Raw genomic sequence first — 24,244 nt, 5'->3', positions numbered from 1 at the left:
CCGGCGCGCCGTTACGCCACCTGCTGCATCGCATCCGCCGCCTCGTGCCGCATGCGCGGACGGGCCGTCGACGGCGTCGTCTCCCGGCGAACGAAGTTCTGCACGCGCGCCAGCCGGCGAACATCGAACGCACGCGATTGCGGATCGAAATGCCCCGGCAGGCTGGCCAGCAGCGACGCAGCCTGCGCGGTACGCCCACGCTCGATCAGGTGATCGGCGAGATCGAGCGTGCCGCGCAGCGCCCACATGGCTGCCCCTTGCCCGTTCGCGGTATGGATCCCCATCAGCAGATGACGGTGCCCGTCGGCTTCGCAGGCAATCGCGAGGTCCGCATCGGCGGTGCGGGCCTGTTCGAGCATCGCGAGCCCCCGGGCGCGCAACAGCTCGGGCACGAACAAATGCTCGCCGTGCGCGCGACAGCGGGCGAGCGTCGCGTCGAGCTTCGTGCAGGCCTCGGCCGCGCGGCCCGTACGCGTCAATCCTTCCGCGTACGCGACGGTCAGCGGTGCGAGCACGCGCCGGAACCCGCTGGTTTCGATGCGCCGCAGCGCGGGCTCGAGCCGCGCGAGACCGGCACCGGGGTGCCCGGCCTGGATGTCGAACTGCCCGGCCAGACATTCCGCGTGACTGAGCCAGATATCGAACCCGTTCGCCTCGGCGGTCGATCGCAGCGTGCCGAGATAGTCGGAAATCACGTCGTGATCGCCATAGCGCAATGCAATCGGTACGGCCGCGGCACCGATCACGACGCACAACGCCAGCCCCGAACCGGCGCGGCGCGCGCATTCGACTGCCTGCGCCGCCAGTCGCATCGCATATTCCGGATCGCCCTGCATCCACACGAGCCGCGTCAGCATCGTCCGGCCGAGCGTCGCGATGTCGATCCCCAGCGCCGCCTCCGCGCACGACGGATCGCCGGCCTCGGCCAGCTCGGCCGTCGCCGCTTCCAGCCGCTCGCGCGCCTGCGCGTGCTCGCCGAAGTAATGCAGCGAGGTCGCGACCATCGCATTCGCCAGCAGCCGCTGCGACCGATCGCCCCGCCGCTCGGCGGCGCGCTCGAAGCGCGTCGCGTAGCGCAACGATTCGTGGATGTCGGAGCGCGTCAGCATCGTGTTCCACAGCCCGACCAGCGCACGCGCGTCGAATGCCTCGTCGCCGATCCGGCCCGCGAGCGCGAGCGTCCGGTCCCACATCGCGGCGGCCGTATGCGTATCGCCATCGGTATGCAGCAGCGCCGACGCATAGGCCGCGCGCAAGCGCATCTCGCGCGCCGCGTCGACGGACGCGCCCTCCCCGGCCTCGATCGCGTCGAGCGCTCGCCGCGCCGGTGTCGCACATTCGCGCATCCGCGCCGGCTCCAGCAACGCGCGCGCCAACGCGTCCGCCTCCAGCGCCTGCGGCTCGGCCGCCACGGGCTCGCGCGACGCCGGCGCATCGGCGGCGAGACGCAGGCTCGCGTGGTCCGCGGCCTGTGCCTGCATCCGCGCTTCCCCCTGCTCGCGTTCGTAGCGCGCATGACGCTCGGCGATCGCGTCGAATTCACCCTCGTTGTGCAGCTTCTCGAGCGCATACGCGCGCGTCGATTCAGTCAACCGGTAGCGCGCCTGCGCACCGTCGAACTCGACGGTCACCAGCGACTTCGCGACCAGTTCGCCGAGCACCGCGATCATTTCGGCGGCCGACATGCCGGGCTCCATCGCAACCTCGCGGGCGGCATCGAACGTAAACGGGCCGATGAAGCACGCCATCCGACGAAACAGCGACCGCGCGGGCGCATCCAGCAGCACATAGCTCCAGTCGAACGTCGCCCGCAGCGTCTGGTGGCGCGGCAGCGCCGAGCGCAGCCCGCCCGTCAGCAGGTTCAGCCTGTCGTCGAGACGCGACGCGACGATCTCGAGCCCGAGCGTCGCGACGCGCGCGGCAGCCAGTTCGATGGCAAGCGGCAGCCCGTCGAGGCGACGGCAGATGTCGCCGATCAGCCGGATGCCGGCCGGATCGACCGCGCAGTCGGGCGTGGCGGCACGGATTCGCGCCAGGAACAGCTCGACGGCCGAAGAGCGCTCGATCTCGTCGACGGATGCAGCGCCGTCCGGCACCGCCAGCGGGCTCACGCGAAACACGGCTTCGGCCGAGATATGAAGCGGTTCGCGACTCGTCACGAGCACGCGCTGCGATGCGGCGCGCGACGTCAGCGTATCGACGAGGTCGGCAACCAGATCGACGACGTGCTCCGCGTTGTCGAGCACGAGCAGGCCCGGCGACGCGGCGAACGCATCGCCGATCCGGTCGATGCCCGGCAGGCCGTCCGTCTCGAGTCCCAGTTCCGCGGCGATCGCGAGCAACACGTCGTCGCGCGTCGCGGCACTCGCCAGCGCCACGAACAGGACGCGCTCGCCGGAGCGGCTGTGCCGTTCGTGCGCGACCCGCTCGGCCAGGCTCGTCTTGCCGATGCCGCCCGCACCGACCAGCGTGACGACCGGCGCACGTTCGATCATGTCGACGATCTGCTCGATCTCGGCCTGACGTCCGACCAGCGGAACCGGACGGGCAGCCACGACGGCGTCGTGCGGCAACGCAGCCGTGCGCGGCGCCGCCTCGTGTACGGCGGCGGGATTCGCGATCAGCAGGTAACCGCGGCCCGGCACCGTCTTGATCAGGTCGCGGTTCGCGCCCAGCGCCTTGCGCAACGTCGCGACATGCACCTGCAGCCGGTTCTCCTCGACGATCAGGCCCGGCCAGACGGCATCCATGATGTCGTCCTTCGACACGACGGAACCGTTGGCGCGATGCAGTACTTCCAGTATGTCAAGCGCGCGTGCGCCAATACGCAACGACGCACCGTGGCAGCGAATGTCTCGCTGCTCGAAATCCACCGACAACGTCCCGATCTGGATCATAGCCGCCTCCAGGTTCCCCACGATGACCGCCATGTGAACACGTCAGTTCACCGGGGCGGGAGTGCGCCCCCGGCCAGCCCTGCAGGCCGGGGGCTAATCTCAAAAAAGTGGGCCGAGTGTAAACGCCGTATAAATAAAAATCTTGAAGGAAAATGCACTGGCCCCTGCCGCGGCGGCACGCCACCGAACGCACGGCGCGCGAATATAAATGGGGTGATATCAGTCAGAATAGCGCCTTCGCTTGCCGGCCGGGCCTGGCGCGGCTCGGATCGGTCCGCGGCAAGCATTTCGTCAGCAAGTGGACATTTATTCAAGTTATCTTGGGGCTGCCGGGCGCGCCGTATAAACTGCGCGTAAAAATGCTCGCGCGCCGCCCCACAACCGAAGGATTGTTCCGCCATGCCAGATCTCCACGTCGCGCCGCCGGCGGCGCCGCCGAAAGACACGCTCGGATGTCTGTCGAGCCTGCTGTCCAAGGATATTGAAAGGTCGGTCGGCGGCCTGAAGCTCCATCGCAAATGCATGCGCGACGAGCAATTCGAGCGCATCGAGATGGCGGCCAGCGATCGCGGCTTCCTGATCGGCGTATCGCTCAACAGCGGGCACCGGCGCACGATCTACGGCGGGGCCGGCAAATCCGAGCGGCGGTTTCAGCACAACTCGATCTACATTCGCGATTTTTCCCGGAATTTCCGTGCCGACCTGTACGGCAAGTTCGACTTCGTGCTCGTCGAGCTGTCGCACGGCTACCTCGACCGCCTCGGCCGCGAGCACGACGGAACGGAAATCGGCGGCCTGACCTGCGCGCCCGACGTGCAGGACGCGGTGCTGGGCCATCTCGCACACGCCGTCGCCGACAGCCTCGACGCGCCCGGCGCGCTGAATACGCTGTTCGTCGAGCAGATGGGCCTCGCGATCGGCACGCATCTCGCATGCCGCTACGGCAATCCGCGCGCGCGCGACCTGCAGCGCAAGGGCCTGCTGTCGCCGGCCAAGGCCGCGCTCGCCAAGGAGTTGCTGATGGAAAAGGCGGATCTCGGCGTGTCGATCGAGGAGGTCGCGAGCGAATGCGATCTGTCGCGCGGCTATTTCATCCGTGCGTTCTCGCGGACGACCGGGCGCACGCCGCATCAATGGCTGCTCGAACAGCGCGTGATCCGCGCCCGGCAACTGATCGAGACGACCGACATGACGCTCGCGGAGATCGCAGCCGCCTGCGGCTTCGCGGACCAGAGCCACCTGAACCGCGTGTTCGCGCGCATCGTCGGCCATCCGCCGGGCGCATGGCGGCGCGAACGGTCGCGCTGACGCCACCGCCACGCGCGCGCCCTGCCCGTCATCGAAACGGTGTCGTGTCGTAGTTGTCCGGCACCCGGTCGTAGGCCTCCGTGTCCCTGCACAAACGCCCGAGCCCGGGGAACGCGATGGGAGCGGCACCGAGCTTGCCGGCCGGGTTCGCCATCATCCCGAGCGGGACATGAATCGTTCTGCCAGCCGTGCCTCGGCGGCGCCGGCCCGGATTCAGGCGATCTCGCCGAGCACGCGCTGCGCGTCGATCAACGCATCGCGAAAGACGGCAGCCGGCTGCGCGCCGCTGACGACCGACCGACCGATGCGCGTCGACGGCACCGAAGCGATGCCTTCACTCACCGCCTCCGCTTCGAGCGCCACCACCGCGTCGAGCCCTTCGCCGGACGCGAGGAACGCACGCACCGCGTCGCCCGGCAAACCGGCGCCCGCCGCTATCTCGACCAGCACGTCCGCGTCGCCGATATCGCGACCGTCGCGGAAATACGCGGCAAACAACGCATCGACGAGCGCGACCGCGCTGCCGCGTTGCTGCGCGAACCAGACGAGCCGGTGTGCAAGCCGCGTGTTCGGCGTGCGTGCGATCCGCGCATGATCGAACACGAGGCCCGCCGCGCGGCCGGCTTCGGCGACATGCGCGTCGAGTGCCTGCGAGCGCGCCCAACTGCCGAACTTCGCGCTCCGGTACGCCTTGCGGTCGATGCCGCCGGCCGGCATCGTCGGGTTCAGTTCGAACGGCACGAACCGGACGCTCACGTTGCCGGCCACGCCCGCTTCGTCGATTGCTTCCGCGAGCCTGTGCTCCGCGATCCAGCACCACGGGCAGATCAGATCGTAGGTCACCGTGACTTCGAGGGGTTTCATCGCACGCTCCTTCCTGTACATTGCCAGTCCTGAAGATAGCGCGTGCGGGCCGGCGATGGAATGCGAACGGCACGCAACGCATCGTTGCGGTACGCACAAAGGCACAAAGGCACGAAGTCACGAAGCGACAAAGGCAACCACATGGACAAATTCTCCGCGCTGCGCGCGTTCGTGGAAGTAGCGGAAGCCGGCGGCTTCTCGAGCGCGGGACGGCGTCTCGAACTCGCGGCGTCGTCGGTGGTGCGCGCGGTGGATGCGCTCGAAGCGTCGCTCGGCACCGTGCTGCTGAACCGCACGACGCGACAGGTCACGCTGTCCGATGCCGGCTCCGTGTACTACGCACGCGCGAAGCGGCTGCTCGAGGAACTCGCGGAAGCCGACGCACTGGTCGCCGATCGCGGCGACGAGCCGTCCGGGCCGCTGCGCGTGTCGGTGCCGGTCGCGTACGGCGTGCGCCGCATCGCGCCGCACGTCGCGGCCTTCCTCGCGCGCTATCCGAAGCTCGACCTCGACCTGCAACTCACCGACGAACGCGTCGATCTCGTCGCCGGCCGGATCGACGTCGCGATCCGGCTCGGCGAAGCGGCGCCGTCCGCGGAAGTCGTCGCGCGGCAGCTCGGCACGTTCCATCGTTATGTCGTCGCGAGCCACGACTACCTCGATGCGCACGGCACGCCATCGACCCCAGGCGAGCTGGTCGACCATGCTTGCCTGCGCTTTCACTTCGGCGGCGACCAGCGGGCCTGGGCGTTTGCCGATGCGCACGGCACGACGAAAGTGCTCGTCGCCGGGTGCCTGAAGTCGAATCACAGCGAAGTGCTGCGCGATGCCGCACTCGACGGCGCCGGCATCGCGCTGCTGCCCGACTGGCTGGTCGATGCCGACGTCCAGTCGGGCCGCTTGCGCAGGCTCTTCGAACAGTACGACGTCACGCCCGATGCGGCCCGCTCGGTCGTCACTGCGCTCTACCTGCCGAATCAGCGCGGCTCGAAGCGCGTCACGGCGTTCATCGATTTCGTCGAGGCACTGGCAGGCGCGCAGCACTGAGCCGCGCGCCGCGCCGCATTACCAGCCGAACTTCGCTTCCATGCCGACATAGTCGGCATTGCGTGCACCGAGCGCGCGAATCGAGTCTGCGACCTGGAAGTGCACGGCCTCGACGGCCAGCGCCACGTTCGCACTGACGAGCCAGTCCACGCGGGCCTGCGCATACATGCCCGTCCACGAACCGCCCTTGCCGGCCGTGCCCGGCACCGCCTGCATCCCTTGCCCGTAGATTGCGTCGGCCGTCGTCTCGCGCCACTGGAAACCGACCGCGGTCAGCACCGTCACGTTGCTGGCGGGCTTGAACGTCAGCGACGGCTTCACGTGAATCAGGTTGCTGTAGCCGGTGTAGCCGGCGAGCGTGAAGTAATAGCCGTTCGGGAACAGCGGGTTGAAGGTGCCCATGCGCCCGTCGCCGGGGTGCTTGTCGCCCGACGCGCCGTCGACCTGGATGCCGATGCGCGGCGTGCCCGGCGTCTTCGTGAACGTGTAGCCGCCCAGCGCGCCGAACGCCCATGCACCGATCGTGTCCTGCCCGATGTGCCCGGTCTGCAGCATCGCCTCGACGTCCCAGTCGAGCCGGCCGGATTTGCCCGCGTAGCGCATGTCGAATACGTCGCGCCGCTCGGTCCCTGCCCCGGCGAGATAGCGCGCGTTGTCGCGCGTGTAGCGCGACCAGTAGCCCGACAGGTCGCCGGGGCCCGTGCCGTTGCGCTCGATACGCACGCCGTCGAATCTCAGGTGCCGATTCGACACGTCGTCGAACACCGCGTCGTTGCGGTACTGCACCGGGCGCGTCACATAACCGATCAGCCGCCATTTGCCGATTTCGTAATCCGCCCACAGCGCGTCGAACGCCTGGCGCACGTTCGGGCCGTCGCGCACCGACACGAAACGCTGCAAGTCGAAGGCCATCTCCTGCCGGCCGATGCGGGTCTTGAACGTGCCGCCGCCGACCTGGTCGACATACGCGACGAACGCCTGCTCGATATCGAGCTGATCCTTGTCGACGGACCCCACCGTATCCTTGCCGAACGGCCGGGCATCGACGAACTGGACGAACGCCTGGAAGTGCCCGGCATAGCGCAGGTCCGCATGCACCGTCGCGCGCTGGATCACGTAATTGTCGTCATGCGCGGCGCCGAGCCCGAACAGCGGCGCGTTGTTCAGCTCGAAGCGCTCGCGCAGGTTCGCGCCGAGCGACAGGTAGGTCGACGGGTCGCCGCCCAGCGGGATGTACTTGAGCGAATCGAGCGGCGCGCGCGGCACGCACGGATTCGCGAGCACCGACCAGTCTTCCTGCCAGCGGTTGAACAGCACCGTGGGACGCTTGGCGGTGCACGTCGTGCCGGCGGTCGAGACCGGCGCCGCGGCAGCGGCCGCCGCGGCTTCCTCGGCACCGGCCGCCGTACCGGCGCACGTCGCGACGCCGCCCGCCAGCACGGCAGCCGGCAGCACGCGCCGCCACGCCCGTCGCATCGGCCGACGATCCATTATTTCGACCGCGCGTGGATCTCGGCGACGTAGCCGCCCGGGAACTGCACGAGCGCGGCATCGCGCCCGTCCGACGTGAACGTCGGCACCAGCACGGTCACGCCGGCCGCCTTGGCCTTCTCCAGCGTGGCGGCCAGGTCCGGCACTTCGTAGCCGGTCATCTCGCGGCCGAACGGATAAGGCAGATGGCCGTCCGTGGCCAGCACGGTCATCTTGCCGAAGCCCGACTCGATGCGGATGCGGCGATATGTATCGTTCGGCCGGCCGATCTCGACGCCCGGCGCCTTGCGCACGTCGGACACGACCTTGCCGCGCGAGAACGCGACGAAGTCGTGCACCAGCTTGCTCGCGCTTTCCGGCGACACGTACACGCGGTTTTCCGGCACCGTCTGCAGCGGGTCGTATTTCGGCGCCTGGGTGTGCCAGTACAGCTGCATGTTCACGCCGCCCGGCCAGCGGATGATCGCGTCGCGGCCGATCGGGTCGGGGAACGTGTCGACGACCACGTCCGCGCCGTGCGCGCGCGCCGACTTCATCGCGACGTCCATGTCAGTGACGAGATAGCCGGTGCGCTCCGCGCAGAACGGATACGGGATCGGCGTCTTGAAGCCGAACACCGAGATCGTGCCGGCCGGCGTGAACACGAGCTGCGACATCGTCTGGCTCGGCGTCGGCGTGACCTGGAACACGCCCTGCTGCGACTTCTTGCCGCCGAACGTCGCGACGAAGCTGTCGGTGAAGCGGTCGAAATCTTCCGGCGCGACGCACACGTGCGTCGTGTCGTACTGCGGGCCGACGGAGACGGCCGGCACCTTCGCGGACGAGGTCTCCAGCAGGCGCGTTTCGTCGGCCTGGGCCGGCGCGGTCGCCAGCAATGCGCCGAGCACGGCCGTCGACGCGGCCGTCATCCGCAATACTTGTCGCAACTTCAGTGCAATCATCGAATTCTCCTGGAAAGGGGCAAGCGCGGCCGTATGGCGCGCGCGCATTCAGCGTGGCGCCGGCCCCTCGTCGGGCCGGCCGGATTGATAAGCGAGGAAGCACAGCGCCGCGAGCGGCAACGCCAGCGCCCAGAAGGCGGCATACAGATAGGCCGTCGCCCCCGCGCCCGCCCCGAGCGCGAAGCCGGCGACGGGCGGCAGCGTGCGCCGCAGCCGCGCGCGCGCGGCGGCCCGTTCGGCCGGCGCGGCGATCGGCACGAGCCAGTCGAACGCATCGATCACCGCCTGCGTGACATTGCCCGTCATCACCGTATTGGCGACGACCGAGCGGGCCGTCAGCCGGCCGTGCGCGTTCTGCACGCCCATCGCCGCGGCGCCGAGCAGGCCGCACAAAATCGTTTTCGGCGCATCGGCGTCGGCGATCGGCGAGGCCATCACGCCGGCCAGCATGAACCCGGCCAGCAGCACGGCCTGCAGCGCATACAGCGAACGCGCGCGCACGCCGTGGCCCAGCGACCGCATCCGGTGGTCGAGCACGCGCGCGCCGACGATGCCGGCGATGAAGGCCGGAAACGCGAGCCACTTGATCGCGAGCCCTTGGCCGACGCCGGCCAGCCCCGAGCCGATCAGGATGAAGTTGCCGGTGACGTGCGCGGTGAACAGGCCGAACAGCGCGACGAAGCCGAGCGTGTCGACATAACCCGCGATCGACGCGAGAAACACGTCCTCGCCGCGCACGCGATCGGGCGCCGCGGCGGTGCCCGCGGTTACTGGCTGCGGCGGCATGACGCGGCTTCCTGGAAGGTGTCGGCGGCGCCGGCGCACGTCGTGCCTGCGCGCGGCGAGATGAGATAACGCATGCTCCACTCCGGTTTCGCCGGCCGGCCCGGATCGCCGACTGGCGTCCGGCCCATGCGGCGGTTCGGGAGCTAGACTAGTTAAGGCGCGTCTTAAAGTCATGGGCGGACAGCCTGAATTTTTCTGAATTCGCCGCCCGAGCGCCGGACGGCGCTGCCGTCCCGCTTCGTCGCGGGACGCCCCCGCAACGTGCCCCGCTCCGCGACACAAGCCGCGCCTCCGCCGGATTCGACGCCCCAGCCGTGTTATTTTTCGATCGATCGTCAAGCAGCGTGCCATCAGGAGCCGGTGAATGACCGAAAGGAAACGCAGCACGCCGGCCCGCGACCGCGGGACGAACGCCGACGGCAACACCGTCGCGCCGGGCCGCCGGCTTGCGCCGGAAGCGCGCGAGCGTCAGATCGTCGAGAAAGCGATCGAGCACTTCGCGACACACGGCTTTTCCGGCAGCACGCGTGAGCTCGCGCGGCAGATCGGCGTCACCCAGCCGCTGCTGTACCGGTACTTCCCGAGCAAGGAGGCGCTGATCGATCGCGTGTACGACGAGATCTACACGTGGAATTCCGACTGGGAAAAGCTGATCGCCGATCGCGCGGTGCCACTGCAGGCGCGGCTTGTCGCGTTCTACCGCGCGTACGCTCAAACCATCCTGCGGCGCGAATGGATCCGCACCTTCATCTTCGCGGGGCTCAGCCGCGAGGGGTTCAACACGCGCTACCTGTCGCGGCTGCGCGAACGCGTGTTCCTGCCGGTGCTGCGCGAGCTGCGCCACGAATACGACCTCGCCACGCCGGCAACCGAAACCCAGCGCAATGCGGAAATCGAACTGGTCTGGAGCCTGCACGCGAGCATCTTCTATCTAGGCGTCCGCAAGTGGGTCTACGGCCTGCCGGTGCCCGACGATCTCGACACCGAAATCGAACGGCTGATCGACGCGTTCCTGCACGGCACGCCCGCCGCGCTGAAGCAACTCGCGCCGGGCGCGGCCGCCCGCCGCCGCCGGCGCGCCTGACGCGGCGGCCCGACGGGCGCGCCACGCGTTCGCTACGTATCGCGCCGCCCGGCAGCGGCCGGATTGCGCAACACGCCAAGCAGCCCGATCTCGACTTCGCACATGTCGCCGGCCTTCATCCAAAGCTGCGGTTGCGCGCCCTCCCGATACCGGCGGGCGTGCCGGTGACGATCACGTTGCCGGCCAGCAGCCTCATCACGTCGCTCGGCAGCACGACCAGCGTTTCGACGTCGAAAATCATGTCCGACGTCGACGCCTCGTGCATGACCGCGCCGGTCAGGCGCGTCTGGATTCGCAACCCATTGCAGCCGCGCGGCAGTTCGTCGGCCGCACGCGCAGCCAGACGAATTCAGAACAATTTACCCGCCCCGCCGATCGCTTCGCCTATCCTCGAAAGACATTGGCACCCGCCCCCGAACTGTGCGCAGACTGAACCGAACAGGGACCGTCACATGACCACCGCCACGCCTTCGATCGCCCATCACACCGTCACCGCGAATGGTATCCGCCAGCACTACATCGATATCGACACCAGCATGCCGAGCCCATCGCGCAATGCGGGCACTTGCCGCAGGACGAGCAGCCGGAGCGCGTGAACGCGTTGCTGCTCGAATTGCCGAAGCACCGGGAAGGCTGAATCGCCGTGCACATCACGGATCATCGGGAGGAAGGCATCATGAGCGACGTTTCGAGCCCGCTGGCGATCGTCATCGGCGGATCGGTGGGCGGGCTTTTCACGGCGACTGCACTGCGTGCGGCCGGATGGCGCGTCAAGGTATTCGAGCAATCGCCGAACGACCTCGACAGCCGCGGCGGCGGCATCGTGCTGCAACCGCCGATCGAGCGCGCGTTCGCGTTCGGCGGCGTACCGGCGCCGCGCGATGGGGGCGTCGATTCCGTCGACCGGATCTATCTCGACGAGCACGACCGCATCGTGCAACGCTACTACATGCCGCAAACGCAGACCGCATGGAACGTGATCTACACGGCCCTGAAGCGCGCGCTGCCTGCGGGCGTCGTACACGCCGGCGTATCGTTCGAGCGGTTCGAGCAGGAAGGCGATCGCGTGATCGCGCATTTCGCGGACGGCCGCGTCGAGCAGGCCGACCTGCTGGTCGGCGCCGACGGCGGCCGCTCGAAGGTTCGCGCGCAACTGTTGCCCGAGGCGCGGCCCGCGTACGCGGGTTATGTCGCCTGGCGCGGGCTGGTCGACGAGCATGATCTTCCGGACACGGTGCTGCACGTGCTGCGCGAGCGCTTCACGTTTCAGGAAGGCGACGCGCATCTGTTCCTGACCTATCTGGTGCCCGGCCGCGACGGCGCAATCGAACCGGGCAAACGGCGCGTCAACTGGGTCTGGTACCGGCGGCTCGCGCAGGATCGCCTGCCGTCCCTGTTCCTGGCGCAGGACGGCACGCAACGCGACGGTTCGCTGCCGCCCGGCGCGATGGGGGACGACAACCGGCTCGAACTCGTCGACGCGGGCCGCCGGATGCTCGCGCCGACGCTCGCCGCGCTCGTCGGGGCAACGCGCGCGCCGTTCGCGCAGTCGATCCTCGATCTCGCGGTCGACCGCATGGTGTTCAGCCGCGCGGTGTTGCTCGGCGATGCGTCCTGCCTCGTCCGGCCGCACACGGCCGCAGGCGTCGCGAAAGCGGCGGAGAATGCCGTCGGTCTCGCCGAGGCGCTACGCGGCGTCGAGCGCGGCCCCGCGTTCGACGCCGCGCTGTCGCGCTGGGAAGGGCTTCAGCTCACGACCAACGCATCGCTGTCCGAACTCGGCATCTCGCTCGGCACCCGGATCATGGGGCGCGCCTGAGCCGCCCCCGGCCGCGCGCGCCGCGTTCGCCCCCAACCGTCGGCAGTCAATGCGACGCGATTCGTCACCGCCCCCCTCAAATGCACTACCCGTCCCGGTGCATTTGAACATGACCCGCACGCCGCAGCCTCTCTACACTGAGCCACGGGATATCGGATGGCTTCACGGATGTGATCCAGCGTTGTCCCGATAGTCAGGCAACCCGATTGAATGACGAGGTCGATCATGTTCGAAAAGACGGAAGGCACGGTACAGAAGCTCGCGGGCAAGGCGCAGGAAGCGGTGGGGGACGCCACGGGCAGTACCGACATGCAGTTCGAGGGAAAGGCGCGTCAGGTGGCCGGCGCGGTTCAGCAATCCTATGGCGAGGCGCTCGAGCAGGTGCGCGACGTTGCCGCAAGCAATCCGATTGCGGCATTGGCGACCGTCGCGGCGGTGAGTTTCATCATCGGCGCAATGTGGTCGAAGCGCTGATCGGCTGTCGCGAGCCCGACGGCATGCGTTGAAGTCATCATCGGAGCATGTCATGGTTTTGCTTTCAAGAATCAGGAAATGGCAGGATGTCGCGCAATTCTCGGTCGCGCGCCTGACCGATTACGCGAGTCTCGCGGCGATCGAATTCGATCTCGCCAGGAAGTACTTCCTGCGCGATCTGATGCTGTATGCGCTGCTCGGCCTGAGCGTCACGTTCGGGCTGGCCTTCGTGTGCGTGGCGGCGATCGTCAGCGCCGCGCGAACGCCGTACCTGATCGAAACATCCTGGGTCGTCGCCGGGTTCTGGGTGTGCGTGTCCGTCGCCTCCTTCGCGGCGGTGCGCATGCGTGACGAGCGCGGCACGTTTTCCGTCCTGACCGAGGAATTGCAGCGCGACATCCAGACCGTCAAAGAGAGCCTGTGATGAAAAGCCGAATCCCCGACGGTTCGCCGGAGTCGATGCGGCGTGTCCTGCTGGCCCGCATGGCGGCGACCCGGGCCGAACTGTCCGCGTCGAACCACGTCGCCGAAATGACTCGGCGGGGCCGTCCCGGCGACATCGCCGAATATCCGGCGGTGAAGCTGCCGACCCTCGGCGGGTCGACCGGCGCAGCCGTCGCGGTGGCGCTGGCCGGTTTCGTCATCCTGGGACCGCGGCGGCTCGTGACGACAGCCGTTCGCGCCGGGCTGGTCACGTTGATCGGGCGAATGACGCGGGACATCATGCAGAAGTAGATCGGCGCAGACCGGGGTGCGTGCCGCAACGGCCGCTTCTACTGGAGGCCCGGCCGACCGGTCCGATTTCTTCGGGCCATTTCAATCGTGCGGAACGGCGTCGCCGTGTAGTGCAAAAAGAGGCGATTCCGCGCCGCGTTCTGTCCTATATTGCGTGGACCGCCGAACAGATCCCGTTTCACGAATCTGTCGTCGATCCGAAGGAAATGGAAACATCATGGACGTACATGGCTTGATCGTATGGCTGGTCATCGGCGCAATCGCCGGCTGGCTCGCGGGTGTCCTTGTCAAGGGCGGAGGCTTCGGCTTGCTGATCGACATCGTGGTCGGCATCGTCGGCGCAGTGATCGGCGGCTGGCTCGCCGGGTTGCTCGGCATCGGCTTCAGCGGCATTCTCGGCTCGATCATCATCGCCGTCATCGGCGCCGTGATCCTGCTGTTCGTGATCCGTCTGTTCAATCGCGCGGCCTGACGGCCGACCGCGTGCCCTTCATCACCAACCGGCATGCGACGCCGCATGCCGCTCACTGATCATGCCGCGAAAACCGGTGAGTCTCTGGCTGAGATTGAATCCGTTCGCTTCGCCGCCCAGGAGAAAGGCCGTGCGACGCACGGCCGCGCCGCGCGCGAAGCCTGCTTCCGGCAAGCAGCCCGCGCTGTCCACCGACGGCGTATGGGCCCGCTCGTTCTTCTCTTCGCCGCCGGCGCCCGGCCGTTTCGTCAATCACGTCACCTACTCGCTGTATCGCCCGCGCAGCGCGCCACGCCATGGCCCGCTCGTCGTCATGCTGCACGGCTGCAAGCAGACGGCCGAGTCGTTCGCGCTCGGCACGCGGATCGATCGTGCCGCCAATCGCTTCGGCTTTTCCGTACTCCTGCCCGAACAATCGAAAAGCAGGCACCCCCATCGCTGCTGGAACTGGTTCGACCCGCCCGAGCCGGCCGCCGGCTCGGACGCGGATGCGATCGCGTCGCTGATCCGGGCGATCGTCAAGCAGCATGCGTTCGATCCCGGCCGCGTCTACGTCGCGGGATTGTCCGCCGGCGCGGGGCTTGCCGCGCAACTCGCACTGCACGACCCTGCGCTGTTCGCGGCCGTGGCGCTTCATTCGGGCGCCGTTTCCGCTGCCGCCCGCTCATCGCTCGACGCGTTGAAGGTGATGCAGTACGGCAGCCGCGCCGATCCGGTGCAGCTCGTCGATGCGGCCGTCTGCGTGCGTGACTACCCCGGCATGCCGGCGCTGATCGTGCACGGCGAACGGGACGGCGTCGTTGCGAAGATCAACGCGGAACAGGCGGCACGTCAATGGTTGCGCGTCAATCATTTCATCGACGCGGAGGGCGAGCCCATCAGCGGGACGCGCACCGTGTCGGATCGAGGCGACCGGCTGGTCGTCGACCATCGGCGCGGCGGCCGCTGCATCGTGCGTGTCTGCATCGTCCGCAGGCTCGGTCACGCGTGGAGCGGCGGCGACGCTCGCGTGCCGTTTCATGCCGCGGAAGGGCCGGACGCAACCGCGATGATGTGGTCGTTTTTCCGATACCGCCGCCGCGACGCCGCGGCGATCGCGAGCCCCTGACGCCGCATCCTCGGCGCCGATCTTGCGCGGTTCGACGAAGGGGCCGCAGGAGCGCCATCCGGATTGCCGCCATGGCCACCCGGCGGGAACGGACGAGCGGCAACAGGTTGCAGCCGCTCGTCCCGTCGCGTCACTGCGTCACTGCGACGCGGCGGCCGCCGCACTCGCCTCTTTCGCCTTCTTCGCCGCATGGTGATGGCCGATCGCACATCCCGCCGCCGCACCGACCACGCCATGATGGCCGGCGACGTGCCCGGCCACCCCGCCCACCGCCGCGCCCTTCAGGCATCCGGCCGCCTGAGCCGACACGGAAGCGGCCGACAACGCGATGCACGCCACTGCGATCGAGAGGAACTTCATCGGGAATTCTCCTTGAAAAAAGCGGGGCGCCCGCGCAGGCCCATCCTGCGTGAAACGCACTCGCCGTTGGCACGAAACATTTGCGACATGCACGACGCTCGCATGCCGCGTGTCTTGTCCGTATGCGAACCGTGTCGGGCCTCGCCAGGCCCGGACGTCTACCGCACGCTGTCCGGCTCCGCCCCGCTCCCCGCCGCATACGCGACGAGCGACGGCTGGGCCGCCGTCGCGTCGCCCGACGCGGTCACGACATCGTGCACGAAGCGCAGCTTCGCGACGACTGCAGGCGCCAGCACGAACGGATAGGCGTCCGGCGTCCCCATGCTGCGGTTCAGGCTGTTCAGCGCGTAAGTCAGCGGGAACCAGCGCCGCATCAGGCTGCTGAAGCTCGCTTCGTCGACGGACGTCTGGTCGGCCAGCGTCGGCAGGCTCGCGTCGTCAGGGGCAAGCACGAGCCCGCACGCGGTCGCGGTATCGAGCGTATCGACGATATGCAGGTAGTGCGCCCACGTTTCGGCCCAGTCTTCCCACGGGTGCATCGTCGCGTACTCGCTGACGTACGCGTTCTCCCAGCCTGCGGGTTCGCCGTTGGCATAATGTGCGTCGAGCGCCGCCTGGTAATCGGCGCGCTCGTCGCCGAAACAGGCGCGAAACGGTTCGATCCAGCGGCTGCCGCTCACGAGGCGGTCGAAGTAGTAGTGGCCGATTTCATGCCGGAAGTGGCCGAGCAAGGTGCGATAGGGCTCGCGCATGTCCGCGCGGATCCGCTCCCGCTTCGCGTCGTCTGCTTCGTCGAGGTTCACCGTGATGAGGCCGTTCGCATGGCCGGTCATGACGCGCTCGGTGTCCGACGACGCCTTGAATGCGAAGCTCATCCCGCGCGCCGGTTGCTGCGCGCGCGATTCCACCGGCAAGCCCAGCACGAGGAGCGTATAGAGCAGCCGTCGCTTCGCGGCCTCGAGCCGGAACCACAGCAGCCGGTTGTCGGGAGACGACAGGTTCGGGATCGTCTCGGTGAGCACGCATGCGCGGCACAGCGCGTCGTCGCTTTCCGCCGGAATCATCCAGTTGCAAACATGCTCCATCGCGTAGTTGGCGCATTGCCGATAGCGTTTCCCGGGCGCGGCCGCGTGCAGGCTGCGCCATGTTCCGTCGCCCGCGGGCTCGAACGCGCCGACTTCGCCGACGTCCGGCAGATAGCCGAGCAGTGCGTCGCAGCGCTCGCACTTCACGTTCTCGAAGAACACCAGTTGCGAACATTGGCCGCAGTGGAAGGTTTTCATGATGTGCCGTCCGGGTAGAGGATGACGTCGCCGGCGGCTATTCGTCCGCCAGCCGCGCGTGCATGCGCCGATAGTCGTTCCGGTATCGCTTCGCGAGCGCCGACTTCTCTGTATCGCGCAGGATCTTTCCGGAGATCTGGAAGAAGATCTTCTCTTCTTCTTTCAGATGATCGTGCAGCTCTCCTGATAGTTTCCTGGCAGTCGCCAGCCAGCCGCGCGCGCTGGAGTCGCGGCCGCGCAGGGTGTCGACGATCTCGTCCATCCGGTGATGATCGGCAAGCGCATCGCGCGACGGATGAAGCCCGCGGTCGTCCATCAGGATCGGAGCGTACAGAAAGCGCTCCTCGGCGGCCTCGTGCGCGCCAAGCTCGATGCGCAGCTGTTCGAACAGGATACTCCGATCCGGGCCTGGCCTTGACCGTAACAGCCGGCGCATCAGTGTGCGCTGGATCTCGTGGCTTTCGCGCAGTGCATCGAAGATCGTTTCGGACATGCGGGGCTCCCGGGTGGTCGGCATCCGGCGCAGTGCGCCGTGGATTCGACATGGTCACAAACCTTCGTGCTCCGCGACAGTTGCAAATGCACTAGTGCATACCCACGCTGCCGACGACCTTCGGCACTCGATGCGCAATTGACGACGAGGATCGACCCTGGACTTCCTTCCGACGCATGGTGCACGGTATGCGCTGCGCTCGACGGTACCGCGATCAACGCATTCGACGACCTTCGCCATGGCGATACGGAACGACTGCATGGCAACCAGGCGGCTCTCGTCGCTGCTGCGATGGCAACGCTAGCGGCAGCAGTGTCGCGCGAAGAGGAAGCGCCCAACGAATACACCCTCGCCGGAGCACATGCGGAAGCGCTGGCCGGGGCCGCTCGGGATGTCGGTGCGCGAACGAACATCCGATCGTCGAGCATCGGTTCTTTCGACGGAATTCAATCGAGCCTCAATGCGGTTCCGGCGCGTCGCCTGCCGATTGATGCGCTGCACCGAACAATCGAATCACGAGGCCGCGCAGCCAGCGGTTGCCGGCCTCATGGTGATAGCGCGCGTGCCAATGCTGCCGCACCGCAAAACCGTCGACCGGAATCGGGCATGCATGAACCGCCAGGTCGCTGGCGTGAGCCAGTGTCTCGCCGATATGACGAGGGAGCGTCGTGATCAGGTCGGTCGTCTGGACGATCGCCCCCAGCCCCAGAAAACCGGGCAACTCCAGCACGACGTCTCGCTCGATGCGCGCCTGTCTCAACGCCTGTTCGAGGAGTTGCGCCCCGGTTCCCGCCGTGATGGCGACATGCCCCTCGGAACGATACTGCTTTGCCCCGAGGCGCCCGCGAATTCTCGGATGATGCCGGTTTGCGAGGCACACCCAGTCCTGGTCATACAACTTCTGCTGATAAATGCCGCCGCCCAGCCATGGCACATAGCCGATCGCGAGATCGGCTTCGCCGGATTCGAGCGCCCGCTCCGTATTGCCGTCGATTCGTGCGGCTTCCAGCCGGACGCCGGGCGCCTGCGCCCGGACATGGGCCAGCAGCCGCGGAAGCAGCGTGACGTGGCTCGCGTCGGTCATGCAGATGCGAAAGCGTCGCTGGGCCGTCGCAGGATCGAACGCAATCTCCCATGCAGTGAAGCGCCGCAGGGATTCGAGAATTTCCCGGCACGGCCCGATCAGCGCGTCGGCTTGCGGTGTCGGCGCCATGCCGCCAGGCGTGCGAATGAAAAGCGGATCGTGCAGGTATTCCCGCAAGTGCCCGAGCCAGATGCTGATGGTCGGCTGGCTCTGGCCGAGTTGCTCGGCCACGCGCGTGACGCTGCGTACGTCGTACAGGAGATCGAACAGTTGAAGCAGCTTCAGGTCGGGCAGGTCGGCTGGCATCGTCGCACTATTGTCCAAGGCAATGACGTCATTATATTCATTGCATTGTCGATATGAGCGGCGACTCCTATCGTGAAGCCATACGTCAAGGAGAAGCCATTGAAAATCGCGATTCTGGGGGCCGGCGCACTGGGCTGTGCGATCGGCGCCACCCTCACCCAAGGCGGTCACGAGACCTGGTTGATCGACCGCTCGCCCGCGCACGTCGATGCGATGCGTCGCGACGGGCTGCGGGTCGACGATGCGGGCGGCACCCGGCAGGTGCGCGTGCGTGCGACGACTCGCGCGGACGATGTCGGCGCGGCCGACCTCGTGATCGTGCTGGTGAAGTCGTTCCACACCGACGCCGCGATCCGCGGCGCCCAATCGCTGGTGGGGCCCGAAACCGTCGTGCTGTCGCTGCAAAACGGGCTCGGGCACGAGGACATCCTGATCGACGTCGTCGGCCGCGAGCGCGTGCTCGCCGGCAAGACTTACGTCGGCGGCGTGCTTCGCGGCGCGGGACACATCGAATCCGGCGTGATCGGCAAGACCACCCATATCGGCGAACTCGACGGCCGCATCACGCCGCGCGTGCAGGCGATTGCCGCCGCGTTCAATGCCGCCGGCCTCGCCACGACGATCAGCGACAACATCGTCGGCACGATGTGGGACAAGCTGCTGGTGAACGTCGCGACGGGCGCGCTGACGGGCCTGACCGGCCTCACCTACGGGCAGCTTTACGACGAGCCGCTGCTGAAGGCGACGTCGCTCGCGGCCGTGGCCGAGGCGATCGCGGCGGCGCAGGCGGCGGGCGTCAAGCTGTCGATGACCGATCCCGAACAGGCTTGGACGCTCGCCGCCGAAGGGCTGCCGGCGACCTTCAAGACGTCGATGCTGCAAAGCCTGGAGAAGGGTTCGATCACCGAAATCGACTTCATTAACGGTTCGGTCGTGCGCTGGGGACAGCGCTACGGCGTGCCGACGCCGATCAATGCAACGCTGGTCGCCTGCATCAAGGGGCTCGAACGCGCGATGGCCGATCGCCAACGCAAGGAGGCTGCCGCATGAATGCCCCGAAAGCCTATCTCGAACACGTTGCGATCTGGGTGAAGGATATCCGCTGGCACATCCGTTTCTTCGAGGAAGTGCTCGGCATGACCCTGCGCGAAGTGGACGGCACGCTCGACGCACCGCGCCAATACTGGACGCTCGGCGGCCTGCAGTTCATCCACGCGCCGGAACACGAAGGCCCTGAAGGCCGGCTCGCCCATCTCGGCGTGATGTGCGAAGACCTGGAGGCCGCGCTGGCCGCCGCACAACGATTCGGCGTGACGGAGATGCCCCAAGGGCGGAACTGGCTTCGCCTTCCCGACGGGCTTGCCGTCGAACTGATCCAGGCCAGACCGGCTTCCTGCGTTGCGCAGGCGCTGGCCATCAACCCGCGCGCGGGGGAGTGATGATGACGATCGTCGAGAAATACTGGGACGACGCCCGCGAGGGTGACGCGTGCACGAGCCCGAGTTACACGGTGACGCGTGAGCGCATTCTCGCGTACGCCGATCTCACTGGCGACCATACGCCCGTCCACGTGGACGAGGAATACGCAAACGCGAGCCATTTCGGGTGCCTCGTCGCGCACGGGCTGTTCGGCTTGTCCATCGCCGACGGGCTGAAAACACAGAGCGACTATCGCTTCCTGCCGGGCATGTCGCTCGGCTGGAGCTGGGATTTCCTGCTGCCGATCAAGGTCGGCGACGTGCTGCACGTGACGTTTCGCGTCGGTTCGATGCGGGCGAGCAAGAGTCGCCCGGACTGGGGCATCGTCGTGCTGCCGTCGGAGTTGATCAACCAGGACGGCCAGGTGGTTCAACGCGGCGAGCATCGCCTGATGGTGCCGCGCCGCCCGGAGGTGCTGTAATGCAGGCTCGTCCACTCGAAGGCATTCGCGTCGTCGACTACAGCCACTTCCTTGCCGGCCCGTACGTCGGGCGCTGTCTCGCGGCGCTCGGCGCCGAAGTCATCAAGGTCGAGCGCCCCGGGACGGGCGACGCCGGACGCCAGCACGCTACCGTGCTCGACGACCAGCAAAGCGGCTACTTTCTACAGCTCAACATGGGCAAGCGCGGCGTGAGCGTCAACATGAAAGACGCGCGCGGCAAGGCGTTCATGCAGCGGCTGTGCGACTCCGCCGACGTCTTCATCGAGAACTACCGGCCGGGCGCGCTGGACAAGCTCGGGCTCGGCTATGCCGAATTGTCGGCGCGCAATCCCGGGCTCGTCTACTGTTCGATTTCGGCGTACGGTCACACCGGTCCCGATGCGCATCGCGCAGGCTTCGGGCTGATCGCCGAAGCCAAGAGCGGGATCATGCAGATGGTCGGCACGCCCGGCGACCGGCCGCCGCTGCTGCGCATTTCGCTCGGCGACATGTACACCGGCATTCATGCGGTCGCGGCCATCAACGCCGCGCTGCTGGGGCGAGTGAAGAGCGGCCGCGGCCAGCATGTCGACATGGCGCTGTACGACACGCTCGTGTCGATGCACGAGTACGCGGTGCAGTGCTATACGCTGAAAGGCGTGCTGCCCGAGCAGACCGGGCACGATATGCCCACCTCGACACTCTATGGCGTGTTCCGAGCCGCGGATGGCGATCTCGTGATCGCCGCGCAAGTCGACGACGCGTGGAAGCGCTTCGCCCAACTGATCGCGGCGCACGGCGGCCCGGCGGACTTCGGCGCCGACACGCGGTTTCACGACAGCACCGGACGCAACGCGCATCGCGCGGAGATTCTGTCGGTCGTCGAGCCGTGGGTCGCCGCGCGCTCCGTCGCGTCGGTACTGGAGTTGCTGGACGGCATCGACGTGCCCTGCGCGAAGGTGCAACGCATCGACGAGGTATTGGACGATCCACAGATCCAGGCGAGAGGCATGGTCGTCGAGCAGCACCATCCGCGCTACGGGACGCTGCGCCTGCCCAACCTGCCGTTCCGGTTTTCCGATTGCGATACGACCATACGCGAGGTCGCGCCCGATCTCGGGCAGCACAACGCCGAAGTCGCGCGCTCCCTCGGATTCGATTCGGCCGAAATCGACGCGATGCAGGCCGATGGCGTTCTCTATTCAAAAGTGAGCCAATGATGACCGACCAATACGCGGTGATCGGCAATCCGATCGGTCACACGAAATCCCCGCTGATTCACGGCCTCTTCGCACAAGAAACGCATCAGGACATCCGCTATACGGCGATCGAGGGGCCCGTCGAGCCGGCAGGCGCCTTTGCTGCAGCGGTACGCGCGTTTTTCGACGGCGGCGGCAAGGGCCTCAACGTCACCGCGCCGTTCAAGCTCGATGCGTTCGGGATGTCGGACGAACGCAGCGAGCGTGCGCGGCTCGCGGGCGCGGCCAACGCGCTCAAGTTCGACGGCGGCCGCATCCTGGCGGACAACTTCGACGGCATCGGGCTGGTTCGCGATATCGAAGCGAACCTCAACCTTCCGATGGCCGGCAAGCGGGTATTGGTGCTCGGTGCGGGCGGCGCCGCGCGCGGTGCTCTGTTGCCGTTCCTCGAGGCCGGACCGGCCGAACTCGTCATCGCCAATCGCGACGTCGACAAGGCGCGCGCGCTGGTCGCGCAGGTCGCGGCACGCGGTTCGCCCGTCGCCTGCTCCTACGCGGACCTCGCTCGGATGGGGTGTTTCGACCTGGTCGTCAATGCGACGTCGGCCAGCCTGACCGGCGACCTGCCGCCTGTCCCGCCGAGCGTGTTCAGTCCGAAGGGTACCGCCTATGAACTCGCCTACGGCAAGCGTCTCACGCCGTTTCTCCGGCTCGCGAAAAATGCCGGTGTTCACGGGATCGCAGACGGCGTCGGGATGCTGGTCGAGCAGGCGGCCGAAGCGTTCGCCTGGTGGCGCGGCGTACGCCCGAAGACCAGCGCGGTGATCGACCGGCTTGCCGTGCCCTTCGACTGATGTCGATGTTCGGAGATTCTGCCAATGGCGTTCTGTGGTTGCGCCCAAGCATCGCAGCGGATTCGGCGAACACATCCCGCTCGGCTTTTGCCGGCGGGGCTTCCGAGGGCTTCCGCGTCAGCAGTGCGGCGATCACGATTAGCAGAAACTTCGAACACCGACGACATCGTCAAGAACGCATACCCATCAATGGGCTTGCCAACGATCAAACTCCCGGTACGGGCGGCCGCTATCGACTGGCGACCGCATCGGGCATGCCGGATTGCCAGCCGCCACCTAATGCCTTGAAAGCGGCGACCGCCGCGCGTGCGGATTCGGTCTGCGCCTGCACGCGATCGTCGGACGCGCGCAGCAGGCTTTCGTCGGCCTGCAACACTTCGATCAGGCTGACCACGCCTTTCTGGTACGCCGCGAACGACGCGGCCCTCGCGCGGCCGAGCGAATCCACGCCGTCGGCGAGAACGGCCGCCTGTTCGTCGCGTTTGACGAGTGCCGAGAACGCATTCTCGACGTCCTCGGTGGCGTGCAGCGCCGCGAGCCGATACGCAGCAAGCATTTCGGCATCCTGCCCTTTGGCCTGCGCGATCTGCGCATTGATGCGGCCGAAGTCGAACAAGCGCCAGCGCAGGCCGAGCACGCCGGCAGCCTGGTTCGCGCCGCCGGCGAACAGGTTGCCCGCGCCCATCGTCGTCGCGCTACCGATCAGCCCGCTCAGCGAGAACTTCGGGTAATACTCGGCAATGGCCACGCCGATGCGCGCGTTCGACGCGGCCAGGCGCCGCTCGGCGACGATCAGGTCGGGCCGCCGCCTGAGGAGTTCGCCAGGCGTTCCCGTCACCGCGATCCGCGGTGCAACCGGCACGTCGCCGCCGTCGAGCCATTCCGCTCGATACGTACCGGGTTGCGAGCCGAGCATCACGTCGAGCGCATTCATCGCCGCGTCCAGCGCCGCTTCGAGCACCGGCACCGTTGCGCGAACCTGGGCGAGCGCGCCTTCGGCCTGCCTGACCTGAAGCTCCGCGGCAAGCCCCTTTCCATACAGCAGATTGATGGTCGACAACAGATCCTGCTCGGTCTGCACCTGATGCCGCGCGACCTTCAGCCGGCCCTGCAACCCGCGAATCGTGATGTAGACGTCCGCCGTCTGCGCGGCCACGGCAAGGCGCGTGGCGACCGCCGCCGCTTCGGAGGCCTGATAGTCGGCGAGCGCGGCCTCCCGCCCGCGGCGCAGCCCGCCGAACACATCCAGTTCCCAGCTTGCGTTGAAATCGGTCTCGTAGTCGTTGCCGTGACGGTCGAAACCGGGCGTCGAATTCAGCACACGCCCCAACGGCGTCTCCACCGACTGATAGGCGCGCGCGGCTTGGCCGGTCACGTTGCCCGACGGCAACAGCGCCGCATTGGCCGCACCGAGCCCCGCGCGCGCTTGCGCGACGCGCGCCGCGGCCTGCGCGAGATCGAGGTTCTGCGCGAGCGCGAGCGTGACGAACCGGGTCAACTTCGGATCGCCGAAACCCGTCCACCATGTCGCGAGCTCGGCTTCGGCCGCCGCGCGCCGCTGCTCCACCGCGCTCTGGCCCGGGAAGCGCTGCGGCATGGCGACGTCCGGCCGCACATAGTCGGGACCGACGGCGCATCCCGCCGACAGGAGCGCGGCAAGCACCGCGGCAACGATGGGTTTCGGTAGCATGACGGTTCCAGCAAAGATCAGGTAGTGACTATAATACCAAATAGTCACT

At 67.5% G+C, this 24,244-nt stretch carries 24 protein-coding genes and 3 pseudogenes; 15 read left to right on the top strand and 12 right to left on the bottom strand.

The features are described 5' to 3' along the window. Nucleotides 1-11: 11 nt before the first annotated feature. Nucleotides 12-2,897, bottom strand: a complete 2,886-nt coding sequence (locus HWX39_RS18050; RefSeq protein WP_175969341.1) for a winged helix-turn-helix domain-containing protein — start codon at nt 2,895-2,897, stop codon at nt 12-14. Nucleotides 2,898-3,296: 399 nt separating this feature from the next. Here HWX39_RS18050 and HWX39_RS18045 point away from each other — a divergent pair, with 399 nt between their 5' ends. Then, nucleotides 3,297-4,205, top strand: a complete 909-nt coding sequence (locus tag HWX39_RS18045; protein ID WP_175969340.1) for an AraC family transcriptional regulator — start codon at nt 3,297-3,299, stop codon at nt 4,203-4,205. A 28-nt stretch (nt 4,206-4,233) separates the two neighbouring features. On the opposite strand, the pseudogene HWX39_RS36320 reads toward HWX39_RS18045, so the two are convergent. Next, nucleotides 4,234-4,338, bottom strand: a pseudogene (locus HWX39_RS36320) (MBL fold metallo-hydrolase); the annotation flags it as partial. A gap of 80 nt (nt 4,339-4,418) precedes the next feature. Further along, nucleotides 4,419-5,069, bottom strand: coding sequence for a DsbA family oxidoreductase (locus tag HWX39_RS18040; RefSeq protein ID WP_175969339.1), 651 nt, complete (start codon nt 5,067-5,069; stop codon nt 4,419-4,421). Between the two features lie 141 nt (nt 5,070-5,210). Here HWX39_RS18040 and HWX39_RS18035 point away from each other — a divergent pair, with 141 nt between their 5' ends. Next, nucleotides 5,211-6,116 carry a LysR family transcriptional regulator gene (locus tag HWX39_RS18035; RefSeq protein WP_175969338.1) on the top strand — a complete coding sequence of 302 codons (906 nt, stop codon included), beginning with the start codon at nt 5,211-5,213 and terminating at the stop codon, nt 6,114-6,116. An 18-nt stretch (nt 6,117-6,134) separates the two neighbouring features. Here the strand turns inward: HWX39_RS18035 and HWX39_RS18030 are convergent, their stop codons facing one another. Genes HWX39_RS18030 through HWX39_RS18020 form a run of 3 tightly spaced genes read right to left on the bottom strand, consistent with a single transcriptional unit; the run spans nt 6,135 to nt 9,334 of the window. After that, a complete protein-coding gene (locus HWX39_RS18030; protein ID WP_175969337.1) occupies nt 6,135-7,592 on the bottom strand; it encodes an alginate export family protein in 1,458 nt (485 codons plus the stop codon). A 14-nt stretch (nt 7,593-7,606) separates the two neighbouring features. After that, nucleotides 7,607-8,548 (bottom strand): glyoxalase, encoded by a 942-nt coding sequence (locus HWX39_RS18025; RefSeq protein ID WP_175969336.1) that lies wholly within the window; start codon nt 8,546-8,548, stop codon nt 7,607-7,609. Between the two features lie 48 nt (nt 8,549-8,596). Further along, nucleotides 8,597-9,334, bottom strand: coding sequence for a YoaK family protein (locus tag HWX39_RS18020; protein ID WP_175969335.1), 738 nt, complete (start codon nt 9,332-9,334; stop codon nt 8,597-8,599). Nucleotides 9,335-9,698: 364 nt separating this feature from the next. On the opposite strand from HWX39_RS18020, the gene HWX39_RS18015 reads away from it, so the two are divergent. After that, on the top strand, nt 9,699-10,418 hold the full coding sequence (locus HWX39_RS18015; protein ID WP_175969334.1) for a TetR/AcrR family transcriptional regulator: 720 nt from the start codon (nt 9,699-9,701) through the stop codon (nt 10,416-10,418). A 32-nt stretch (nt 10,419-10,450) separates the two neighbouring features. Here the strand turns inward: HWX39_RS18015 and HWX39_RS18010 are convergent. Next, nucleotides 10,451-10,746, bottom strand: a pseudogene (locus tag HWX39_RS18010) (fumarylacetoacetate hydrolase family protein); the annotation flags it as partial. 210 nt (nt 10,747-10,956) lie between these two features. Here HWX39_RS18010 and HWX39_RS36830 point away from each other — a divergent pair. The 7 genes and pseudogenes from HWX39_RS36830 to HWX39_RS17975 form a co-directional block, all read left to right on the top strand. Next, a pseudogene (locus tag HWX39_RS36830) lies at nt 10,957-11,055 on the top strand (alpha/beta hydrolase); the annotation flags it as partial. 39 nt (nt 11,056-11,094) lie between these two features. Next, nucleotides 11,095-12,237, top strand: coding sequence for an FAD binding domain-containing protein (locus tag HWX39_RS18000; RefSeq protein WP_175969332.1), 1,143 nt, complete (start codon nt 11,095-11,097; stop codon nt 12,235-12,237). A 225-nt stretch (nt 12,238-12,462) separates the two neighbouring features. Further along, the gene (locus HWX39_RS17995) at nt 12,463-12,711 is read left to right on the top strand and encodes a CsbD family protein (protein ID WP_175969331.1); all 249 of its coding nucleotides are present in this window, start codon (nt 12,463-12,465) and stop codon (nt 12,709-12,711) included. A 52-nt stretch (nt 12,712-12,763) separates the two neighbouring features. Continuing rightward, entirely contained in the window at nt 12,764-13,135 is a 372-nt protein-coding gene (locus HWX39_RS17990) for a hypothetical protein (RefSeq protein ID WP_175969330.1), read from the top strand. Continuing rightward, nucleotides 13,135-13,446: a hypothetical protein gene (locus HWX39_RS17985; protein WP_175969329.1), complete on the top strand. Its 312-nt coding sequence runs from the start codon at nt 13,135-13,137 to the stop codon at nt 13,444-13,446. The genes HWX39_RS17990 and HWX39_RS17985 overlap by 1 nt, the downstream gene beginning before the upstream one ends. 217 nt (nt 13,447-13,663) lie before the next feature. Beyond that, nucleotides 13,664-13,918 (top strand): GlsB/YeaQ/YmgE family stress response membrane protein, encoded by a 255-nt coding sequence (locus HWX39_RS17980; RefSeq protein ID WP_175969328.1) that lies wholly within the window; start codon nt 13,664-13,666, stop codon nt 13,916-13,918. A 130-nt stretch (nt 13,919-14,048) separates the two neighbouring features. Next, nucleotides 14,049-15,026, top strand: coding sequence for a PHB depolymerase family esterase (locus HWX39_RS17975; protein ID WP_244135046.1), 978 nt, complete (start codon nt 14,049-14,051; stop codon nt 15,024-15,026). A gap of 138 nt (nt 15,027-15,164) precedes the next feature. On the opposite strand, the gene HWX39_RS17970 is transcribed toward HWX39_RS17975, so the two are convergent. The 4 genes from HWX39_RS17970 to HWX39_RS17955 form a co-directional block, all read right to left on the bottom strand. Continuing rightward, nucleotides 15,165-15,386, bottom strand: coding sequence for a hypothetical protein (locus HWX39_RS17970; protein WP_175969326.1), 222 nt, complete (start codon nt 15,384-15,386; stop codon nt 15,165-15,167). 158 nt (nt 15,387-15,544) lie between these two features. Continuing rightward, nucleotides 15,545-16,669 (bottom strand): putative zinc-binding metallopeptidase, encoded by a 1,125-nt coding sequence (locus HWX39_RS17965; protein WP_175969325.1) that lies wholly within the window; start codon nt 16,667-16,669, stop codon nt 15,545-15,547. A 37-nt stretch (nt 16,670-16,706) separates the two neighbouring features. Next, nucleotides 16,707-17,162, bottom strand: coding sequence for a hemerythrin domain-containing protein (locus HWX39_RS17960; protein WP_175969324.1), 456 nt, complete (start codon nt 17,160-17,162; stop codon nt 16,707-16,709). A gap of 457 nt (nt 17,163-17,619) precedes the next feature. Continuing rightward, nucleotides 17,620-18,570: a LysR family transcriptional regulator gene (locus tag HWX39_RS17955; RefSeq protein WP_175969401.1), complete on the bottom strand. Its 951-nt coding sequence runs from the start codon at nt 18,568-18,570 to the stop codon at nt 17,620-17,622. A gap of 81 nt (nt 18,571-18,651) precedes the next feature. Here HWX39_RS17955 and HWX39_RS17950 point away from each other — a divergent pair, with 81 nt between their 5' ends. From HWX39_RS17950 to aroE, 5 genes are read left to right on the top strand one after another with little or no spacing between them, the layout of a single operon-like run. Continuing rightward, entirely contained in the window at nt 18,652-19,602 is a 951-nt protein-coding gene (locus HWX39_RS17950) for a 2-dehydropantoate 2-reductase (protein WP_175969323.1), read from the top strand. Next, nucleotides 19,599-19,991, top strand: coding sequence for a VOC family protein (locus tag HWX39_RS17945; RefSeq protein WP_175969322.1), 393 nt, complete (start codon nt 19,599-19,601; stop codon nt 19,989-19,991). The genes HWX39_RS17950 and HWX39_RS17945 overlap by 4 nt, the downstream gene beginning before the upstream one ends. Before the next feature lie 2 nt (nt 19,992-19,993). After that, nucleotides 19,994-20,452: a MaoC family dehydratase gene (locus HWX39_RS17940; protein ID WP_175969400.1), complete on the top strand. Its 459-nt coding sequence runs from the start codon at nt 19,994-19,996 to the stop codon at nt 20,450-20,452. After that, nucleotides 20,452-21,672 (top strand): CoA transferase, encoded by a 1,221-nt coding sequence (locus HWX39_RS17935; protein WP_175969321.1) that lies wholly within the window; start codon nt 20,452-20,454, stop codon nt 21,670-21,672. Before HWX39_RS17940 ends, HWX39_RS17935 begins: the two co-directional genes overlap by 1 nt. Then, the gene (gene aroE / locus HWX39_RS17930; RefSeq protein WP_175969399.1) at nt 21,672-22,505 is read left to right on the top strand and encodes a shikimate dehydrogenase; all 834 of its coding nucleotides are present in this window, start codon (nt 21,672-21,674) and stop codon (nt 22,503-22,505) included. The genes HWX39_RS17935 and aroE overlap by 1 nt, the downstream gene beginning before the upstream one ends. Before the next feature lie 229 nt (nt 22,506-22,734). On the opposite strand, the gene HWX39_RS17925 is transcribed toward aroE, so the two are convergent. Beyond that, the gene (locus HWX39_RS17925; RefSeq protein ID WP_175969320.1) at nt 22,735-24,195 is read right to left on the bottom strand and encodes a TolC family protein; all 1,461 of its coding nucleotides are present in this window, start codon (nt 24,193-24,195) and stop codon (nt 22,735-22,737) included. Nucleotides 24,196-24,244: the final 49 nt, after the last annotated feature.

Source organism: Burkholderia sp. BCC0322, assembly GCF_902833045.1.
Taxonomy (GTDB): domain Bacteria; phylum Pseudomonadota; class Gammaproteobacteria; order Burkholderiales; family Burkholderiaceae; genus Burkholderia.
Note: the sequence above shows the minus strand (reverse complement) of the source record. Positions and strands in the feature narration are given on the sequence as shown.

Excerpts from the sequence above, each read along its gene's own strand:
- HWX39_RS18035 (WP_175969338.1), top strand. The coding sequence starts at position 5,211 with ATGGACAAATTCTCCGCGCTGCGCGCGTTCGTGGAAGTAGCGGAAGCC.
- HWX39_RS18030 (WP_175969337.1), bottom strand. The coding sequence starts at position 7,592 with ATGCGACGGGCGTGGCGGCGCGTGCTGCCGGCTGCCGTGCTGGCGGGC.
- HWX39_RS17965 (WP_175969325.1), bottom strand. The coding sequence starts at position 16,669 with ATGAAAACCTTCCACTGCGGCCAATGTTCGCAACTGGTGTTCTTCGAG.
- HWX39_RS17960 (WP_175969324.1), bottom strand. The coding sequence starts at position 17,162 with ATGTCCGAAACGATCTTCGATGCACTGCGCGAAAGCCACGAGATCCAG.
- HWX39_RS18000 (WP_175969332.1), top strand. The coding sequence starts at position 11,095 with ATGAGCGACGTTTCGAGCCCGCTGGCGATCGTCATCGGCGGATCGGTG.
- HWX39_RS17980 (WP_175969328.1), top strand. The coding sequence starts at position 13,664 with ATGGACGTACATGGCTTGATCGTATGGCTGGTCATCGGCGCAATCGCC.
- HWX39_RS17990 (WP_175969330.1), top strand. The coding sequence starts at position 12,764 with ATGGTTTTGCTTTCAAGAATCAGGAAATGGCAGGATGTCGCGCAATTC.
- HWX39_RS18050 (WP_175969341.1), bottom strand. The coding sequence starts at position 2,897 with ATGATCCAGATCGGGACGTTGTCGGTGGATTTCGAGCAGCGAGACATT.
- HWX39_RS17995 (WP_175969331.1), top strand. The coding sequence starts at position 12,463 with ATGTTCGAAAAGACGGAAGGCACGGTACAGAAGCTCGCGGGCAAGGCG.
- HWX39_RS18015 (WP_175969334.1), top strand. The coding sequence starts at position 9,699 with ATGACCGAAAGGAAACGCAGCACGCCGGCCCGCGACCGCGGGACGAAC.
- HWX39_RS18040 (WP_175969339.1), bottom strand. The coding sequence starts at position 5,069 with ATGAAACCCCTCGAAGTCACGGTGACCTACGATCTGATCTGCCCGTGG.
- HWX39_RS17970 (WP_175969326.1), bottom strand. The coding sequence starts at position 15,386 with ATGAAGTTCCTCTCGATCGCAGTGGCGTGCATCGCGTTGTCGGCCGCT.
- HWX39_RS17940 (WP_175969400.1), top strand. The coding sequence starts at position 19,994 with ATGACGATCGTCGAGAAATACTGGGACGACGCCCGCGAGGGTGACGCG.
- HWX39_RS17945 (WP_175969322.1), top strand. The coding sequence starts at position 19,599 with ATGAATGCCCCGAAAGCCTATCTCGAACACGTTGCGATCTGGGTGAAG.
- HWX39_RS18020 (WP_175969335.1), bottom strand. The coding sequence starts at position 9,334 with ATGCCGCCGCAGCCAGTAACCGCGGGCACCGCCGCGGCGCCCGATCGC.
- HWX39_RS17935 (WP_175969321.1), top strand. The coding sequence starts at position 20,452 with ATGCAGGCTCGTCCACTCGAAGGCATTCGCGTCGTCGACTACAGCCAC.
- HWX39_RS17985 (WP_175969329.1), top strand. The coding sequence starts at position 13,135 with ATGAAAAGCCGAATCCCCGACGGTTCGCCGGAGTCGATGCGGCGTGTC.
- aroE (WP_175969399.1), top strand. The coding sequence starts at position 21,672 with ATGACCGACCAATACGCGGTGATCGGCAATCCGATCGGTCACACGAAA.
- HWX39_RS18025 (WP_175969336.1), bottom strand. The coding sequence starts at position 8,548 with ATGATTGCACTGAAGTTGCGACAAGTATTGCGGATGACGGCCGCGTCG.
- HWX39_RS17925 (WP_175969320.1), bottom strand. The coding sequence starts at position 24,195 with ATGCTACCGAAACCCATCGTTGCCGCGGTGCTTGCCGCGCTCCTGTCG.
- HWX39_RS18045 (WP_175969340.1), top strand. The coding sequence starts at position 3,297 with ATGCCAGATCTCCACGTCGCGCCGCCGGCGGCGCCGCCGAAAGACACG.